Annotated in this window: 15 protein-coding genes; 6 read left to right on the top strand and 9 right to left on the bottom strand. The window is 71.2% G+C overall.

Going from position 1 to position 16023, the window contains the following annotated elements; genetic code table 11:
- Positions 1-19: 19 nt before the first annotated feature.
- The 8 genes from OG251_RS23840 to OG251_RS23805 are packed head-to-tail and all read right to left on the bottom strand — an operon-like array spanning position 20 to position 7116.
- Complete coding sequence (locus OG251_RS23840) at positions 20-2020, bottom strand: NADH-quinone oxidoreductase subunit 5 family protein (RefSeq protein ID WP_326679072.1); 2001 nt, start codon at positions 2018-2020, stop codon at positions 20-22.
- On the bottom strand, positions 2017-2442 hold the full coding sequence (gene nuoK / locus OG251_RS23835) for an NADH-quinone oxidoreductase subunit NuoK (protein ID WP_326679071.1): 426 nt from the start codon (positions 2440-2442) through the stop codon (positions 2017-2019). The genes OG251_RS23840 and nuoK overlap by 4 nt, the downstream gene beginning before the upstream one ends.
- Positions 2442-3161, bottom strand: coding sequence for an NADH-quinone oxidoreductase subunit J family protein (locus tag OG251_RS23830; RefSeq protein WP_326679070.1), 720 nt, complete (start codon positions 3159-3161; stop codon positions 2442-2444). Before OG251_RS23830 ends, nuoK begins: the two co-directional genes overlap by 1 nt.
- Complete coding sequence (locus tag OG251_RS23825) at positions 3158-3790, bottom strand: NuoI/complex I 23 kDa subunit family protein (RefSeq protein ID WP_326679069.1); 633 nt, start codon at positions 3788-3790, stop codon at positions 3158-3160. The genes OG251_RS23830 and OG251_RS23825 overlap by 4 nt, the downstream gene beginning before the upstream one ends.
- Positions 3790-4758, bottom strand: a complete 969-nt coding sequence (locus OG251_RS23820; RefSeq protein WP_326679068.1) for a complex I subunit 1/NuoH family protein — start codon at positions 4756-4758, stop codon at positions 3790-3792. Before OG251_RS23820 ends, OG251_RS23825 begins: the two co-directional genes overlap by 1 nt.
- Positions 4755-6044, bottom strand: coding sequence for an NADH-quinone oxidoreductase subunit C (locus OG251_RS23815; RefSeq protein WP_442818367.1), 1290 nt, complete (start codon positions 6042-6044; stop codon positions 4755-4757). The genes OG251_RS23820 and OG251_RS23815 overlap by 4 nt, the downstream gene beginning before the upstream one ends.
- The gene (locus OG251_RS23810) at positions 6041-6730 is read right to left on the bottom strand and encodes an NADH-quinone oxidoreductase subunit B (RefSeq protein ID WP_326679067.1); all 690 of its coding nucleotides are present in this window, start codon (positions 6728-6730) and stop codon (positions 6041-6043) included. Before OG251_RS23810 ends, OG251_RS23815 begins: the two co-directional genes overlap by 4 nt.
- On the bottom strand, positions 6721-7116 hold the full coding sequence (locus OG251_RS23805) for an NADH-quinone oxidoreductase subunit A (RefSeq protein ID WP_326679066.1): 396 nt from the start codon (positions 7114-7116) through the stop codon (positions 6721-6723). Before OG251_RS23805 ends, OG251_RS23810 begins: the two co-directional genes overlap by 10 nt.
- Before the next feature lie 175 nt (positions 7117-7291).
- Here OG251_RS23805 and OG251_RS23800 point away from each other — a divergent pair, with 175 nt between their 5' ends.
- The 5 genes from OG251_RS23800 (at position 7292) to OG251_RS23780 (ending at position 14522) form a co-directional block, all read left to right on the top strand.
- Positions 7292-8479: a sensor histidine kinase gene (locus OG251_RS23800; protein WP_326679065.1), complete on the top strand. Its 1188-nt coding sequence runs from the start codon at positions 7292-7294 to the stop codon at positions 8477-8479.
- A 286-nt stretch (positions 8480-8765) separates the two neighbouring features.
- Positions 8766-10121: a sensor histidine kinase gene (locus OG251_RS23795; protein ID WP_326679064.1), complete on the top strand. Its 1356-nt coding sequence runs from the start codon at positions 8766-8768 to the stop codon at positions 10119-10121.
- A gap of 485 nt (positions 10122-10606) precedes the next feature.
- Positions 10607-11266, top strand: a complete 660-nt coding sequence (locus OG251_RS23790; protein WP_266809941.1) for a response regulator transcription factor — start codon at positions 10607-10609, stop codon at positions 11264-11266.
- A gap of 249 nt (positions 11267-11515) precedes the next feature.
- Entirely contained in the window at positions 11516-13471 is a 1956-nt protein-coding gene (locus tag OG251_RS23785; protein ID WP_326679063.1) for a 2-oxoacid:acceptor oxidoreductase subunit alpha, read from the top strand.
- Positions 13464-14522, top strand: coding sequence for a 2-oxoacid:ferredoxin oxidoreductase subunit beta (locus tag OG251_RS23780; protein WP_326679062.1), 1059 nt, complete (start codon positions 13464-13466; stop codon positions 14520-14522). Before OG251_RS23785 ends, OG251_RS23780 begins: the two co-directional genes overlap by 8 nt.
- 124 nt (positions 14523-14646) lie before the next feature.
- Here the strand turns inward: OG251_RS23780 and OG251_RS23775 are convergent, their stop codons facing one another.
- Positions 14647-15030: a winged helix-turn-helix transcriptional regulator gene (locus tag OG251_RS23775; protein ID WP_326679061.1), complete on the bottom strand. Its 384-nt coding sequence runs from the start codon at positions 15028-15030 to the stop codon at positions 14647-14649.
- Positions 15031-15140: 110 nt separating this feature from the next.
- Between OG251_RS23775 and OG251_RS23770 the strand changes: the two genes are divergently transcribed.
- Positions 15141-16001 (top strand): SDR family oxidoreductase, encoded by an 861-nt coding sequence (locus OG251_RS23770; RefSeq protein WP_326679060.1) that lies wholly within the window; start codon positions 15141-15143, stop codon positions 15999-16001.
- Positions 16002-16023 lie beyond the last annotated feature (22 nt).

Raw genomic sequence — 16023 nt, 5'->3', positions numbered from 1 at the left:
CGCTGATATCGATCACGGCTCACGACCCGGCGTTGACGTTGGCAAAGACGACGGCGGCGATCGCCAGGACAAGGGAACCGGCGAGCAGTGCGCTGAGGTAGGTCTGCACGTTGCCGGTCTGGGCGCGGCGGACCGCGGTGCCGAGCCAGCGTGCGCCGGTGCCGGAGCCGCGTACGTAGGTGTCGACGACCTCGCGGTCCAGGAAGCGGACGACACGGGCGGCGCCCAGTACGGGGCGGACGAACAGGGCCGCGTACAGGGCGTCGAGGTGGAAGCCGGCGGCCGCGTGGCGGTGCAGCGGGCCGAGCAGCAGGCGGCCGGGGTCGGCGGGGTCGGGGGCGTCCCCGTCGTGGCCGTAGGCGGCGGTGTGCGCGGTCATCGCCTCGACTTCGACGAGGGCGGGTTCGGCGTCGGGGTGGGCGACGACGGAGCCCATCGGGGTACGGGCGGCGAGGGCCGTGGTGTGCCGCCAGGCGCCGTAGGTGACCAGTCCGCCGATGAGGCCGACGCCGGTGGAGAGCACGGCCGTGGCGAGGGAGGGAGTGAGGGCGTGGCCGTCGAACCAGTCGCCGATCGTGCCGACGGCGAGTCCGAAGGCGATGGTGGGGACGGCGAGGATCCACAGGACCGAGGTCATGGCGACGGGCTGCCTGCCGTGCTCCGGGGCCTCGGCACCGCGGCCCCGGAAGGCGAGGAGCCACAGGCGCACGGCGTACGCGGCGGTGAGGAGGGCGGCGACGAGTCCGGCGACGAGGATCGTCCAGCCCGCGGCGGCCGGGGCGACGTCGCGGTCGCCGAAGGCGGTGTGTTCGGCGGCGACGAGTACGGCTTCCTTGGAGAAGAAGCCGGCGAACGGGGGGATCGCCGCGAGGGCCAGGAGCGCGACGGTCATCGTCCAGTAGGCGTCCGGGATGCGCTGGGGGAGGCCGCTCATGCGGGACATGACGGCCAGTGAGTTCGTCCCGGCGGCGTGGATGACGACGCCCGCGGCAAGGAAGAGGACCGCTTTGAACGCGCCGTGCGACAGGAGGTGGAAGACGGCGGCACCGCGGTCCCCGACGGCGAGGGCACCGGACATGTAGCCGAGCTGGCCGATGGTCGAGTAGGCGAGGACGCGCTTGATGTCGTCCTGGGCGAGGGCGGCGAGACCCGAGCCGATCATCGTGACGGCGGCCATCACGGCGAGGACGACGAGGGCCGCGCCGGAGGCGGCGAAGACGGGGAGGAGCCGGGCCACGAAGTAGATACCGGCGGCGACCATCGTCGCGGCGTGGATGAGCGCGGAGACGGGCGTGGGACCGGCCATCGCGTCGGGCAGCCAGGTGTGCAGGGGGAACTGTGCGGACTTGCCCGCGACGCCCGCGAGAAGCAGCAGGGCGATGAGGGTGGGGTGGTCGAGACCGCCGTTCGCCACGGCGCCGAGGATTTTGGTGATCCGGAAGGTGCCGGTGTCGGCGGCGAGGGCGAACAGGCCGATGAGGAAGGGGACGTCGCCGAGCTTGGTGACCAGGAACGCCTTGAGGGAGGCGGCCCGTGCTTCGGGTGTCTCCCAGTAGTGGCCGACGAGGAAGTACGAGCAGATGCCCATGATCTCCCAGCCGACCAGGAGCACCATCAGGTCGCCGGAGTAGACGACGAGGAGCATCGCGGCGGTGAAGAGGGAGACGAGGGCCGCGTACGAGGGGTAGCGGGGGTCGTCGCGCAGGTAGGCGGTCGAGTAGATCTGCACACAGGTCGCGACGAGGCCGACGAGGACGGCGACGAGGACGGCGAAGCCGTCGAGGTGCAGGGCGAGGTCGATGGGGACCGAGCCGGTGGGGGTCAGCTGGGTCGCGGCGTCGATGGCCCGGCCGCCGCCCTGGCGTGCGGCGACGATGACGGCGATGACGGCCGCGGCGAGGGTGGGGAGGATCGCGAGGGGGCGTACGAATCCGGGGGCGGTGCGGCCGAGGAGGAGGCCGGCGACCGCGCCCAGGAAGGGAAGGAGGGGGACGAGGGCGGCGAGCGTCGTGGTGGTCACGCGGTGGCCTCTGCCTTCTTTGCCTTCCCTGCCGGAGCAGTGGCCTGGTCTGCGTCTTCGGTACCCGCGTCGGCGCCTGTGCCGGTGCCGTCGTCGGGGAGTGATTCGGCGGCGTCGGTCTCGGCGGTGTCGCGGAGGCGGTCGACGTCGGAGCTGCCGCGGTTGCGGTAGACCGCGAGGACGATCGCCAGGCCGATGCCGATCTCGGCCGCGGCGATGGCGATGGTGAAAAGGGTGAGGGCCTGGCCGGAGTGCAGGGCGTCGCGGAGCCAGACGTCGAAGGCGACGAGGTTGAGGTTGACGGCGTTGAGCATCAGCTCGACGGACATCAGGACGAGGATCGCGTTGCGGCGGGCGAGTACTCCGTACAGCCCGGTGCAGAAGAGGAGGACGGCGAGCACGGCGGGATAGGCGAGGTGCATCAGCTCTTGTCCTCTCGGCCCCTGGTCGACGGCCGGTTCTTCGCGGGCGGCCCGCTCTGGGCGGGCTTTCCGGCCTGCCCGGGCTTTCCGGACCGCGCGGGCTTTCCGGCCTGCGCGGGCTTACCGGCCTGTGCGGGCTTTCCGGCCTGTGCGGGCGGCTGGTTCTTGCGGGACAGGACGATCGCCCCGACCAGGGCCGCGAGCAGCAGGACCGACAGTGCTTCGAACGGCAGCACCCAGTGCCGGAAGAGGAACTCTCCCGTCGCTTCGGTGGAGCCCTGGGCCGGTCCGTCCAGGTCGATCCAGGTGGTGCGGAAGGCGTCCACGACCACCCAGACGAGGGCCGCCGCGGCGGCCGCGGCCACACCGAGCGCGATCCACCGGTTGCCGGAGTCGGCGTCGGGGGAACGGCCGATGGGCGCTCTGGTGAGCATCAGTCCGAAGAGGAGGAGGACGACGACGGAACCCACGTAGATCAGGACCTGGACCCAGGCGATGAACTCCGCGGTGAGCAGGAGGTATTCGACGGCGAGTCCGCCGAGCGCCACGACCAGCCAGAGGGCGGCGTGCACCAGCTGTTTGGTCGTGACGGTGATGAGCGCGGCGCCGAAGGTGGCGAGGCCGACCAGGAGGAAGGCGATCTCGACACCGGTCGGGGAGAGGAAACCGGGGTGGCCCGCGGCGGTGGTGAGAGCGGTGGTCGTGGCGGCGAGGGTCACTGGTCCCCCTCCCGCGTCGGTGCCTGCCCGGCGTCGCGTGCTTCCTGCGCCGCCCGGGCTTCCTGGGCCTCCTGGGCCTCCCGTGCTTCCTGGGCGCGTTGGGCGCTCTGCGCCTCCAGCTTCTCCGCGGTCTTGCGGGCCGCCGCGATCTCCTTCGGCTCCTCGGCCCCCGGTTCGAGCGCGGGCGGCTCCGGCACGGTCCACATCCACTCGCGGAGCTTGTCCCGCTCGTGGGTGAGTTCGTGGATGTCCGTCTCGGCGTACTCGAACTCCGGTGACCAGAACAGCGCGTCGAAAGGGCAGACCTCGATGCAGATACCGCAGTACATGCAGAGCGAGAAGTCGATCGCGAAGCGGTCCAGGACGTTGCGGCTGCGTTCGCGGCCGCCCGGAGCCGCGGCGGGGACCGTCTCCTTGTGGGAGTCGATGTAGATGCACCAGTCGGGGCACTCACGGGCGCAGAGCATGCAGACCGTGCAGTTCTCCTCGAACAGGCCGATGACCCCGCGGCTGCGGGGCGGCAGGTCGGGCTGTACGTCCGGGTACTGCGCGGTGACGGTCTTCTTCGTCATCGTGCGCAGAGTCACGGCGAGGCCCTTGGCCAGGCCGGAGCCAGGGATCGGAGGCACTAGTTGATCGCCACCTTCACGATGCCGGTGAGCGCGATCTGCGCGAGAGCGAGCGGAATGAGCGTGGTCCAGGCGAGCTTCTGCAGCTGGTCCTCGCGCAGCCGGGGATAGCTGACGCGCAGCCAGATGACGACGAACGCGAGGATGCCGGTCTTGAGGAGGGTCCAGACCCAGCCGAGTCCGTCGGCCCCGAGAGGTCCGTGCCAGCCGCCGAGGAACAGGACGGTGGTCAGGGCGCACAGGACGACGATGCCCGCGTACTCGGCCAGGAGGAACAGGGCGAAGCGCAGACCGGTGTACTCGGTGTACGCGCCGAAGATGATCTCGGAATCGGCGACGGGCATGTCGAACGGGGGGCGCTGGAGCTCGGCGAGTCCGGCCACGAAGAAGACCAGGGCTCCGACGATCTGCCAGGGCAGCCACCACCACTCGAAGGCGTCGAGGATGCCGGGGAGCGAGACGGTGCCCGCCGCCATGGCCACGGAGGCGGCGGCGAGGAGCATCGGCAGTTCGTACGCGAGCAGCTGGGCGGCGGTACGCAACCCGCCGAGCAGCGAGTACTTGTTGGCCGACGCCCATCCGGCCATCAGCGAGCCGAGCACGCCGATGCCCATCACGGCGAGTACGAAGAAGATGCCCGCGTCGACGACCTGGCCGACCGCACCCTCACCGGGGCCGATCGGGATGGCGACCAGGACGAGGAGGTACGGGAGGAGCGCGACTGCGGGCGCGAGCTGGAAGACGCGGCGGTCGGCCGCGGCCGGGACCACGTCCTCCTTCTGCGCGAACTTCACCCCGTCCGCGACGAGCTGGGCCCATCCGTGGAAGCCGCCCGCGTACATGGGACCGAGGCGGCCCTGCATATGGGCCATCACCTTGTGCTCGGTCTGCCCCACGACGAGGGGGACGACCATGAACACGGCGAAGACGATGACGAGCCGGAGGGCGACGTCGAGTACGTCGTTCACGCGGTATCGCCTCCGGCGGGACGGTCGGGTCGGGTGTCGGCGTCGACGTCGACGTCGGTGGCCCGCTCGGGGGTACCGGCCGACTCGGTCTCGGCGTCGGTGGCCCGTTCGGGGGTGGTGGAGGAGTCCGTGGGCGCGGCAGGGTCGAACGCGGGGCGGGCATCGTGCCAGGGGGCGTCCGTGCTGCGGGGCGGTCGCGGTGAACGCTGGGGCTCGGGGGCGGGCTCCGGCGCGGGAGCCGGTTCGCTCGCCGTGCTGTCCGATTCCGGTACCGGCTCCGGCTTCGGCGCGGGTGCGGGCGGTACCGGCTCCGGTGCGGGTGCCGGCGGCGTCGCCTCGCGCTGCTGGCTCGCCGAGCCCTCGGACACGCTGCGCGAACGCCTCGGCCGTGCGGCGGCCGGGGGCGGGGGCTCCGCGGGCGCGCCCGTCGGGTCGGCCGCACCGGGCGCGTCCGGCGTCGTGCGCTGACCGGCCGAGCCCTCGCTCACGCTGCGGGCGCGGCGCACCGGGCGGTCGCCGCCCGCGGCGCGGGCGCCTCGGGCCGGGCGGGCCGGGGCATCCGGGAGCGTGCCCTTCAGCGGACCCCATTCGTTCGGGTCGGGGACGCCGGGCGGCAGCATGGTGCGGCGCTTGGGGCCGCCGTGCTCCGACTCGCCCGGCTCCTTGGCGCCCGGCCACGCCTTGGCGACCCGGGCGGCCAGGACGAAGTCCTTGCGCAGCGGGTGGCCCTCGAAGCCTTCGGGCAGCAGGAGCGGGACGAGGTGCGGATGGCCCTCGAAGGCGACGCCGAACATCTCGTGGGTCTCGCGCTCGTGCCAGGCGGCACCCGCGTAGACGCCGATGGCGCTGGGCAGCGTGGCGGCCTCGTGCGGGACGGTCGTACGGACCAGGAGGCGCCGGACCGTACCGGCTCGCAGGGCGGCGACGTGGGCGCAGACGCGGAAGCCGACGCCCGGTTCGTCGACGGCGCTGAGCCAGTCGAAGTAGCCGCAGCCCAGCCGGTCGCGGGCCGTTTCGAGGGCGCCGATCCAGTCGCTGGCGGGGACGTCGACGGTCAGCAGGTCGTAGGCACGCCCGGCCGTGGCGTCCGCGCCGAAGATCTCGGTGACGGCGTCCGGCAACCGGTCGTACGCGTCCTCGGCCGCGGTCGGGACCGGAGCGGTGGAGGAGTCCGGAGCGGGGGAAGCGCCCGGAGCGGAGTCGGAAGCCGGGGCCGCGCCGGAGTCGGGAGCGAGTTCGGGAGCGGGTTCGGGAGTCCCCTCGGGAATCCCGTCGGGAGTGGTCACTTCCGGTCCTCCCCCGGCGCGGTGGGGCCTGCGACCAGTTCGCTGCGCAGGGCGGCGGTGGACGGGCGGCCGGGGCCGTCGCCCTCGGGCGCGTACCGCTCGGCGAGCGACTCGCGGGCGATCTTCTCCTGGAGCTTGAGGATGCCCTGGAGCAGCGCTTCGGGCCGGGGCGGGCAGCCGGGTACGTACACGTCGACCGGGATGATCTGGTCGACGCCCTTCGTGACGGAGTACGAGTCCCAGTAGGGGCCGCCGCAGTTGGAGCAGGCGCCGAAGGAGATGACGTACTTCGGCTCGGGCATCTGTTCGTAGAGGCGCTTCACGGCCGGGGCCATCTTGTCCGTCACCGTGCCGGAAACGATCATGAGGTCGGCCTGTCGGGGGCCCGGCGCGAACGGGATCACTCCGAGCCGGATGAAGTCGTGGCGGGCCATGGAGGCGGCGATGAACTCGATGGCGCAGCAGGCGAGTCCGAAGTTGAAGACCCAGAGGCTGTAGCGGCGGCCCCAGTTGAGGACCACCTTCATCGGCTCGGGAGCGAGCCGGGAGAGCACACCGAGCCGCTTCGGCTCCGGCAGCGCGACCGGTTGCGGCGCGAGGCCGGTCTGCGGCGCGGCCGGCTGGGGCGCGAGGCCCGGCTGCGGATCGGGCTGCGGTTCGGGAGTCGGCCGGCTCGTCACGCCCATTCGAGGACGCCCTTCTTCCATGCGTAGAGCAGTCCCACGGCCAGGAAGCCGAGGAAAATGAACATTTCCACCAGCGTCGTCGCGCCGTATCCGGGTGCCGCGAATACCGTCGCCCAGGGAAAGAGAAAGATCGAGTCGACGGCGAAGATCACGTACAGGAAGGCATAGACGTAATAGCGCACCTGCGTGTGCGCCCACCCTTCCCCGACGGGGTCCACCCCGCACTCGTAGGTGAGAAGTTTCTCCGGCGTCGGGACCACGGGCCTGAGCAGTCGGCCGGCCCCGAAGGCGACGGCGACGAACAGCACGCCGATCAGGGCGAGCAGTCCGACCACTGAATAGCTCCGGAAGTACTCCGACGCGAGAACGGTCGATTCGGTCCCCACGTCCGCCCCTCGCTCCCTCGAACACGCCTGTCCGGCCCCATCTGTACGCACGGGAGTCTAGGCCCTGTTAAAGAAGTGGTAAGCAGCCGCGTCGGACGACAGGTGGGGTTATCCCTACTTCGTCCCACCCACGTACCCCATGGCGTGCGCGGGTCCGGCCCGGCAGGGTGGTGGCATGACCATGAGCCCCCCTGTGCCGGACACCGACCGGCCGCCGCCCGCGCGTTTCGCCTTCGACCGGTGGACCTGGAAGGAGATCGCGTATCTCCTGGCCAACCTGCCCATGGCGATTGTCGGCTTTGTTTACACCATGTTCATGCTCGGTGTCGGCATGGGGCTTTCCATCACGGTGATCGGTCTGCCGCTGCTCGTCCTCGGGCTGCACGGCGCGCGGCTGCTCGGCCGTGCGGAGCGGGGTCTGGCGCGGTCGCTGCTCGGGCTGCACATCGACGAGCCGAGCCCGCTCGCACGCGGCCGCCGGGAGGAGGGGTTCCTGCCCTGGCTGTGGTCGGGGCTGAAGGATCCGGTGGCCTGGCGGACGCTGCTGTTCTCGTTCATCCGACTGCCGTGGGGCATCGTGACGTTCACGGTGACGCTGGTGGGCCTGTTCGTGCTCTGGCCGGTGCTCCCGTTCATCGTGCGGGCCCTGGCCAACGCGGACCGGGCGATGGTGCGGGGGCTGCTCTCGCCCTCCGACGAGCTGGAGCGCAGGATCGCCGAGCTGGAGTCGGACCGGGGGGTCGTCGTGGACACCGCGGCGGCCGACCTCCGGCGCATCGAGCGCGACCTCCACGACGGCGCCCAGGCCCGCCTCGTCGCCCTCGCCATGGGCCTCGGCCTGGCGAAGGAGAAGCTGACCGACGACCCCGAGGCCGCCGCCCGCATGGTCGACGAGGCCCACGGCGAGGTCAAGGTCGCCCTCCAGGAACTGCGCGACCTCGCCCGCGGCATCCACCCCGCGATCCTCACCGACCGCGGACTGGACGCCGCGCTCTCCGCCATCGCCTCCCGCTGCACCGTGCCCGTGAAGGTGTCGGTGGACCTGGATTCCCGGCCCGCCCAGGCGATCGAGGGCAGCGCGTACTTCACGGTCTCGGAACTCCTTCAGAACGTCAGCAAGCACAGCGGGGCCCATTCGGCGTCCGTCGATGTGTGGCGCTCCAGCGACCGGCTGCTGATCCAGGTGCGGGACGACGGGTCCGGCGGTGCGCGGATGGACGGCGGTACGGGCATGGCGGGTCTCGCGGAGCGGCTGGGGGCGGTGGACGGCCTGTTCGTCCTGGACTCTCCGGTGGGCGGGCCGACGACCGTCACCGCGGAGCTGCCCTGGCGCGACCGTACGGAGCCGGCGACGGCGCCCTGACGCTCTCCGCACACACCCCGGGCGGCGCCTCCGGGCGCGCCGGGCGGCGCATACGGCCGCCCGGGGACAGCGGGTCCGGACGCCTGGGGACAACGGGTCCGGGCGCCCCGAGGGGCACATCCAGACGCGCTTCCCGGCACAGGGGGGTGGGGAAAACCCCCGGCCGGATACGGAGACCGTCCTCATGGTGCGAAGCCCCGGCGGGCGCGCACTCTTGCTCACAGCCGGTAAAAGCACAGCCCGCGGAGAACGAGCCGCTGCGGCAGACACGAAACGGACGGAACTCATGGCCACGGCATACGGACCGGACACGCGGGACCACCAGAGGTCCGGCTCCGGTGTTGGGGACCGCCCCCCGGTCAAGCACTTCCTCCCGGCCGCGCTGCGTGCGCCGCTGGAGGCGCGGGCCTGGCGCGAGCTCCTCTACCTGGTGCTGAGCCTGCCGATCAGCACGGTGCTGTTCGCCTTCTCGCTCACCATGACGCTGCTGGGCGTCGGCATGCTGATCACCTTCCTCGGCATTCCGATCCTCGCGGTGGGGCTGACGATGTGCCGGGGCTTCGGCGCGATGGAACGGGGCCGGGCACGGGGGCTGCTGAAGCTGGATGTGGCGAACCCCGCACCGGTACGCGGGAAGACCGGCGGCATGATGTCGTGGGTCGGCGCGGTCCTGAAGAGCGGAGTGTCCTGGCGGCACCTGCTCTACTCGCTGCTGCACTTCCCGTGGGCGGTCTTCGCCTTCTGCGTGGCCATCACGGTCTGGTCGTTCGGGTGGACGGCGTTCACGTATCCGCTGTGGCACTGGGTCTTCCCGACGTACACGGGGGTCGACGGGGTCCAGCTGTACGGGGACGGCACCCACCAGGTCTACCTCGACTCCCCCTTCGACCTGGCCGTGACCAGCGCGATCGGCCTGGCCGTGGTCCTGGTCTCGCCCTGGATCAACCGCGGCCTGGTGACCGTGGACGAGCTGATGGTCTCCGGTCTGCTGGGCCCGTCCCGGCTGGCCAGCCGGGTCTCCGAGCTGGAGTCGGACCGGGGGGTCGTCGTGGACACCGCGGCGGCCGACCTGCGCCGTATCGAGCGCGACCTCCACGACGGCGCCCAGGCCCGCCTCGTCGCCCTCGCGATGGATCTGGGCCTGGCGAAGGAGAAGCTGACCGACGACCCCGAGGCCGCCGCCCGTATGGTCGACGAGGCCCACGGCGAGGTCAAGGTCGCCCTCCAGGAACTGCGCGACCTGGCGCGAGGCATCCACCCCGCCGTGCTCACCGACCGCGGACTGGACGCCGCGCTCTCCGCCATCGCCTCCCGCTGCACCGTCCCGGTGGAGGTCGAGGTGGATCTGGACTCCCGGCCCGCCCAGGCGATCGAGGGCATCGCGTACTTCACGGTCTCGGAACTCCTGCAGAACGTCAGCAAGCACGCCGGCGCGACCCGGGCCACGGTGGACGTGTGGCACACGGCGGACCGGCTGATGCTCCAGGTCACCGACAACGGCCGGGGCGGCGCCGATGTCACGGCGGGCAGTGGTCTGGCCGGTCTGACGGAACGGCTCGACGCGGTGGACGGCATCCTCGTGGTCGACTCCCCGGCGGGTGGCCCCACCACGGTCACGGCCGAACTGCCCTGGCGCGGCTGAGCCCCGCGCGCACCGTCCCCTTGCTTCCCGCCCTCACCGTCTCCTTGCTCCCCGCGCACCACCGCCGGGTACCGCGCCCCGGCTTCCGCGCCTCCGGGTCCACGACCGCGGGCCCCGGTCCCCTCGCCCCGCCCCCGGACACCCGCTCCGGGGGCGGGGCGCTCCGGCGTGTGCACGGGCGGGCGCTCCGGCGTGTACACGGTGGGGGTGATCCGGCGTACGCGTGCGGGCCGACGGCAGCCCCCGTGACGCGACCGACGACGGCCCCGCGACCGGCGCGAAGAGCGGGCCCGACGGGCGATACCACACCTTGCGGTGACTTTCCGGTGACGCTGAGTGCCCAGCCCCGGATCGGGGAAACCTCTCCAAGTCGTACCCCCGTTCCGGGCGCCGCCCCATCCACGCGCCGGCCCTGGGATGCTGGGGACGACAGAGCCGGACACAGATCGAGAAACAGTGGGGGAAACAGCGTCGTGGAGGACAGGGTGCGGGTGGTCATCGCCGAGGATTCGGTACTGCTGCGGGAAGGACTCACGCGGCTGCTCACCGATCTCGGGCACGACGTCGTCGCGGGGGTGGGGGACGCCGAGGCACTGATCAAGACCGTGGCGGATCTCGACGCGCAGCAGGCGCTGCCCGATGTGGTGGTGGCCGACGTACGGATGCCGCCGACCCACACCGACGAGGGCGTCCGGGCGGCGGTGCGGCTGCGCAAGGACTACCCCGGGATCGGGGTGCTGGTGCTGTCGCAGTACGTCGAGGAGCAGTACGCCACCGAGCTGCTGGCCGGAAGCAGCCGGGGCGTCGGTTATCTGCTGAAGGACCGGGTCGCGGAGGTCCGCGAGTTCGTGGACGCCGTGGTGCGGGTGGCGCAGGGCGGGACGGCGCTGGACCCGGAAGTGGTGGCTCAGCTGCTGGGCCGGAGCCGTAAGCAGGACGTGCTGGCCGGACTCACGCCGCGCGAGCGGGAGGTCCTCGGTCTGATGGCCGAGGGGCGGACGAACTCTGCGGTGGCCAGGCAGCTGGTCGTGAGCGACGGCGCCGTGGAGAAGCACGTCAGCAATATCTTCCTGAAACTGGGCCTCTCCCCCAGTGACGGGGATCACCGGCGCGTCCTGGCCGTACTCACCTACCTGAAATCCTAGACAACTGACACCCTGTCAGATGGGTGACGGAAGCCGAGGACCTAGCACCAAAGAATGAGCACACAGCGTTGCGGGCGAGCGACTGGGGGGCTTGAGAAACATGTTAAATCGGGCTAAAAGGGTGTCTCAAAAGGGCGTCCACCATATGATCGGTCCCTGGCGGGCGACCCCTGCGGAAGTAGGGTGGCCCGTGGGACCACCGGCGGGTCGGCCGGTCCCGAACCGCCGCCCCGAGGGAGGTCCAGTTCAGTGACCAGCCAGGTCAGTAGCCCGGCCGAAAGGGCCGATGAGGCCAGCGAACCCGTCGTCGGGGAGCAGCGAGCCCCCCTGTCAGGAACCACGGGCGCCGGCGAGAAAGAGGTCCGCCGCCTGGACCGGGTCATCATCCGATTCGCGGGTGACTCCGGTGACGGCATGCAGCTCACGGGTGACCGGTTCACCTCCGAGACGGCTTCCTTCGGAAACGACCTCTCGACGCTGCCGAACTTCCCGGCCGAGATCCGGGCCCCCGCAGGCACCCTGCCGGGCGTCTCCTCCTTCCAGCTGCATTTCGCCGATCACGACATCCTCACGCCGGGCGACGCGCCCAACGTGCTGGTGGCGATGAACCCGGCCGCGCTGAAGGCGAACATCGCCGATGTGCCGCGCGGCGCCGAAGTCATCGTCAACACCGATGAGTTCACCAAGCGGCCGATGGCGAAGGTGGGGTACGCGACCAGCCCCCTGGAGGACGGGTCGCTGGAGGCGTACAACGTCCATCCGGTGCCGCTGACCACGCTCACGCTGGAGGCGCTGAAGGAGTTCGGGCTCCCCCGCAAGGAGGCCGAGCGCTCGAAGAACATGTTCGCGCTCGGGCTGCTGTCGTGGATGTACCACCGGCCGACCGAGGGTACGGAGAAGTTCCTCCGGCAGAAGTTCGCGAAGAAGCCGCAGATCGCCGAGGCGAACGTGGCCGCGTTCCGGGCCGGGTGGAACTTCGGCGAGACCACCGAGGACTTCGCGGTCAGCTACGAGGTCGCGCCCGCGACGCAGGCGTTCCCCACCGGGACGTACCGCAACATCTCCGGGAACCTCGCGCTGTCGTACGGGCTGATCGCCGCGAGCCGGCAGGCGGACCTGCCGCTCTACCTGGGCTCGTACCCCATCACCCCGGCCTCCGACATCCTGCACGAGCTGAGCCGGCACAAGAGCTTCGGCGTGCGGACCTTCCAGGCGGAGGACGAGATCGCGGGCATCGGCGCCGCGCTCGGCGCCGCCTTCGGCGGTTCGCTGGCGGTGACGACCACGTCCGGTCCGGGCGTGGCGCTGAAGTCGGAGACCATCGGGCTCGCGGTCTCCCTCGAACTGCCGCTGCTGATCATCGACATCCAGCGCGGCGGCCCGTCCACGGGGCTGCCCACCAAGACCGAGCAGGCCGACCTGCTCCAGGCGATGTACGGGCGCAACGGCGAGGCCCCGGTGCCGATCGTGGCCCCGCAGACCCCGGCCGACTGCTTCGACGCCGCGCTCGACGCGGCCCGGATCGCGCTGACGTACCGCACTCCGGTGTTCCTGCTCTCCGACGGCTATCTGGCCAACGGCTCCGAGCCGTGGCGGATCCCCGACGTCGACGGGCTCCCCGACCTGCGGGTGCGGTTCGCCACCGGCCCCAACCACGAACTGGCCGACGGCACCGAGGTGTTCTGGCCGTACAAGCGCGACCCGCAGACCCTGGCCCGCCCCTGGGCGGTACCGGGCACCCCGGGCCTCGAACACCGTATCGGCGGCATCGAGAAGCAGGACGGCACGGGCAACATCTCCTACGACCCGGCCAACCACGACTTCATGGTCCGCACCCGCCAGGCCAAGATCGACGGCATCACCGTCCCGGACCTGGAGGTCGACGACCCCTCGGGCGCGCGCACCCTGGTGCTGGGCTGGGGCTCGACGTACGGGCCGATCACCGCGGCCGTACGCAGGCTGCGCGCCGCCGGACAGTCCATCGCCCAGGCGCACTTGAGGCACCTCAACCCCTTCCCGAGGAATCTCGGCGAGGTCCTGGGGCGTTACGACAAGGTGGTCGTTCCGGAGATGAACCTCGGGCAGCTCGCCATGCTGCTCCGGGCGAAGTATCTGGTCGACGCCCACAGCTACAACCAGGTCAACGGAATGCCGTTCAAGGCCGAGCAGCTCGCCACCGCTCTCCAGGAGGCCATCGATGCCTGACACCAACGAGTTGCTGCACCTGGTGCCCAAGGCCGAGGCGAAACAGTCCATGAAGGACTTCAAGTCGGACCAGGAAGTGCGCTGGTGCCCCGGCTGCGGCGACTACGCGGTGCTCGCCGCGGTGCAGGGCTTCATGCCCGAGCTCGGCCTGGCGAAGGAGAACATCACCTTCGTCTCCGGCATCGGGTGCTCCTCCCGCTTCCCGTACTACATGAACACCTACGGGATGCACTCCATCCACGGCCGCGCCCCGTCCATCGCCACCGGGCTCGCCACCTCGCGCCGCGATCTGTCGGTGTGGGTCGTCACGGGTGACGGCGACGCGCTGTCCATCGGCGGCAACCACCTGATCCACGCGCTGCGCCGCAATGTGAACCTGAAGATCCTGCTGTTCAACAACCGGATCTACGGGCTGACCAAGGGGCAGTACAGCCCGACCTCCGAGGTCGGCAAGATCACCAAGTCGACGCCGATGGGTTCGCTCGACGCGCCCTTCAACCCGGTGTCGCTGGCGATCGGCGCGGAGGCGTCCTTCGTGGCCCGTACGGTCGACTCCGACCGCAAGCACCTCACCAGTGTGCTGCGCGCGGCGGCCGACCACCCGGGCACGGCGCTGGTGGAGATCTACCAGAACTGCAACATCTTCAACGACGGCGCCTTCGAGGTCCTCAAGGACAAGGAGAAGGCCCAGGAAGCGGTGATCCGGCTGGAGCACGGGCAGCCGATCCTCTTCGGAGCCGAGGACACGAAGGGTGTCGTACGGGATCCGGCGACCGGGGACCTCCGGGTCGTCGCGGTCACCGAGGAGAACCGCTCGCAGATCCTGGTCCACGACGCGCACGCCGCCTCGCCGACCACGGCCTTCGCGCTCTCCCGGCTCGCCGACCCGGACACGCTGCACCACACGCCCATCGGGGTGCTGCGCAGCGTCGAACGGCCGGTCTACGACAGCCAGATGTCCGACCAGCTGGACGCCGCGGTCGAGCGGGACGGCAAGGGCGACCTCGGCTCACTGCTCGCGGGGAACGACACCTGGACGGTCGTCGGCTGACAGCCCGGCGACCGGCGCCGCCGTACGCACCACCACAGGCGTCACGCGTACCCGTACGAGGCGCGCGAGGACCACGACGACGAGGCCCGGACCCGGTACATCGGGTCCGGGCCTCGTCGTACGTTCAGGTCCGGGCGGCCTCGTCGTACGCCTCGCGTGCCGCGTGCACCGCGTCCACCCGGCGCTCGGTCCAGCGCGCCAGCCCCCACACCTGCTCGGCCGCCTCCCGGCCGAGCGGGGTGAGCGAATAGTCCACCCTCGGCGGGATCACCGGCTTCGCGTCACGGTGCACGAAGCCGTCCCGCTCCAGCGTCCGGAGGGTCTGGGCGAGCATCTTCTCGCTGACGCCGCCGACCGAACGCCGCAGCTCGCTGAAGCGGTACGAGCGCTCCAGCAGCGCGGCCAGCACGAGGACCCCCCAGCGGCTGGTGACGTGCTCCAGCACCAGGCGGGAGGGGCACATCACCTGGTTGACGTCCGGGTCGCGGCCCGTTCCACTTACTCCCATATCAGTACCTTACTTCAAAGTGGGTACTTTCTCTCAGTTAGTGCACGCCGTAGGGTGAGTTCCAGACGGCCCGGAAGCGGACCGAACCCCCCGAAGAGGAGAAAACCCCCATGAGCATCGTCGTCACCGGAGCCACCGGAGCACTCGGCCGGCTCGTCGTCGAGCAGCTGCTCACCACGGTCCCCGCCGACCGGATCGCCGCGGTCGTCCGCGACAAGGAGAAGGCCGCCGGTCTCGCCGCCCGCGGCGTCGAGCTCCGCATCGCGGACTACGACCACCCCGAGACCCTCACCGGGGCGTTCCGCGCCGGTGACCGGGTGCTGCTGATCTCCGGCAGCGAGGTGGGCAGCCGGGTGCCGCAGCACACCGCCGTCATCGACGCGGCGCGGGCCGCGGGCGTCGCGCAGCTCGCGTACACCGGAGTGCTCGGCGGCCCCGGCGCCGACTTCGAGCTGGCCGCCGAGCACAAGGTCACCGAGCAGCTGATCCTCGACTCGGGGCTGCCGTACACCTTCCTGCGCAACGGCTGGTACACCGAGAACTACACGGCCAACCTCGCCCCGGTCCTGGAGCACGGCGCGGTCGTCTCCAACGCGGGCGACGGGCGCGTCGCCTCCGCCGCGCGGGCCGACTACGCCGCCGCCGCGGTGGCCGCGGTGACCGGTGACGGCCATCTGAACACCGCCTACGAGCTGAGCGGCGACACCGCCTGGTCGTTCGCCGAGTACGCCGCGCTGCTGTCCGGGGCGACCGGCAGGGAGATCGCGTACAACAACGTCCCCGCCGCCGTCCACCAGGAGATCCTTGTCGGCGCGGGCCTGCCCGAGGGTTTCGCGGCGATCCTCGTCGACGTCGACGAGGCGATCGGACGCGGGCTGCTCGCCGGGACGAGCGGGGACCTGGCACGGCTGATCGGCCGTCCGACGACGCCGCTCGCCGAGTCCGTGACCGCGGCCCTCGCCACGGCCTGACCGGGAAGAGACGCGTGTCACG

This window comes from Streptomyces sp. NBC_01237 (genome assembly GCF_035917275.1).
Classification (GTDB): Bacteria; Actinomycetota; Actinomycetes; order Streptomycetales; family Streptomycetaceae; genus Streptomyces.
Note: the sequence above shows the minus strand (reverse complement) of the source record. Positions and strands in the feature narration are given on the sequence as shown.

Excerpts from the sequence above, each read along its gene's own strand:
- OG251_RS23770 (WP_326679060.1), top strand. The coding sequence starts at position 15,141 with ATGAGCATCGTCGTCACCGGAGCCACCGGAGCACTCGGCCGGCTCGTC.
- OG251_RS23775 (WP_326679061.1), bottom strand. The coding sequence starts at position 15,030 with ATGGGAGTAAGTGGAACGGGCCGCGACCCGGACGTCAACCAGGTGATG.
- OG251_RS23780 (WP_326679062.1), top strand. The coding sequence starts at position 13,464 with ATGCCTGACACCAACGAGTTGCTGCACCTGGTGCCCAAGGCCGAGGCG.
- OG251_RS23795 (WP_326679064.1), top strand. The coding sequence starts at position 8,766 with ATGGCCACGGCATACGGACCGGACACGCGGGACCACCAGAGGTCCGGC.
- OG251_RS23800 (WP_326679065.1), top strand. The coding sequence starts at position 7,292 with ATGACCATGAGCCCCCCTGTGCCGGACACCGACCGGCCGCCGCCCGCG.
- nuoK (WP_326679071.1), bottom strand. The coding sequence starts at position 2,442 with ATGCACCTCGCCTATCCCGCCGTGCTCGCCGTCCTCCTCTTCTGCACC.
- OG251_RS23810 (WP_326679067.1), bottom strand. The coding sequence starts at position 6,730 with ATGGGCGTGACGAGCCGGCCGACTCCCGAACCGCAGCCCGATCCGCAG.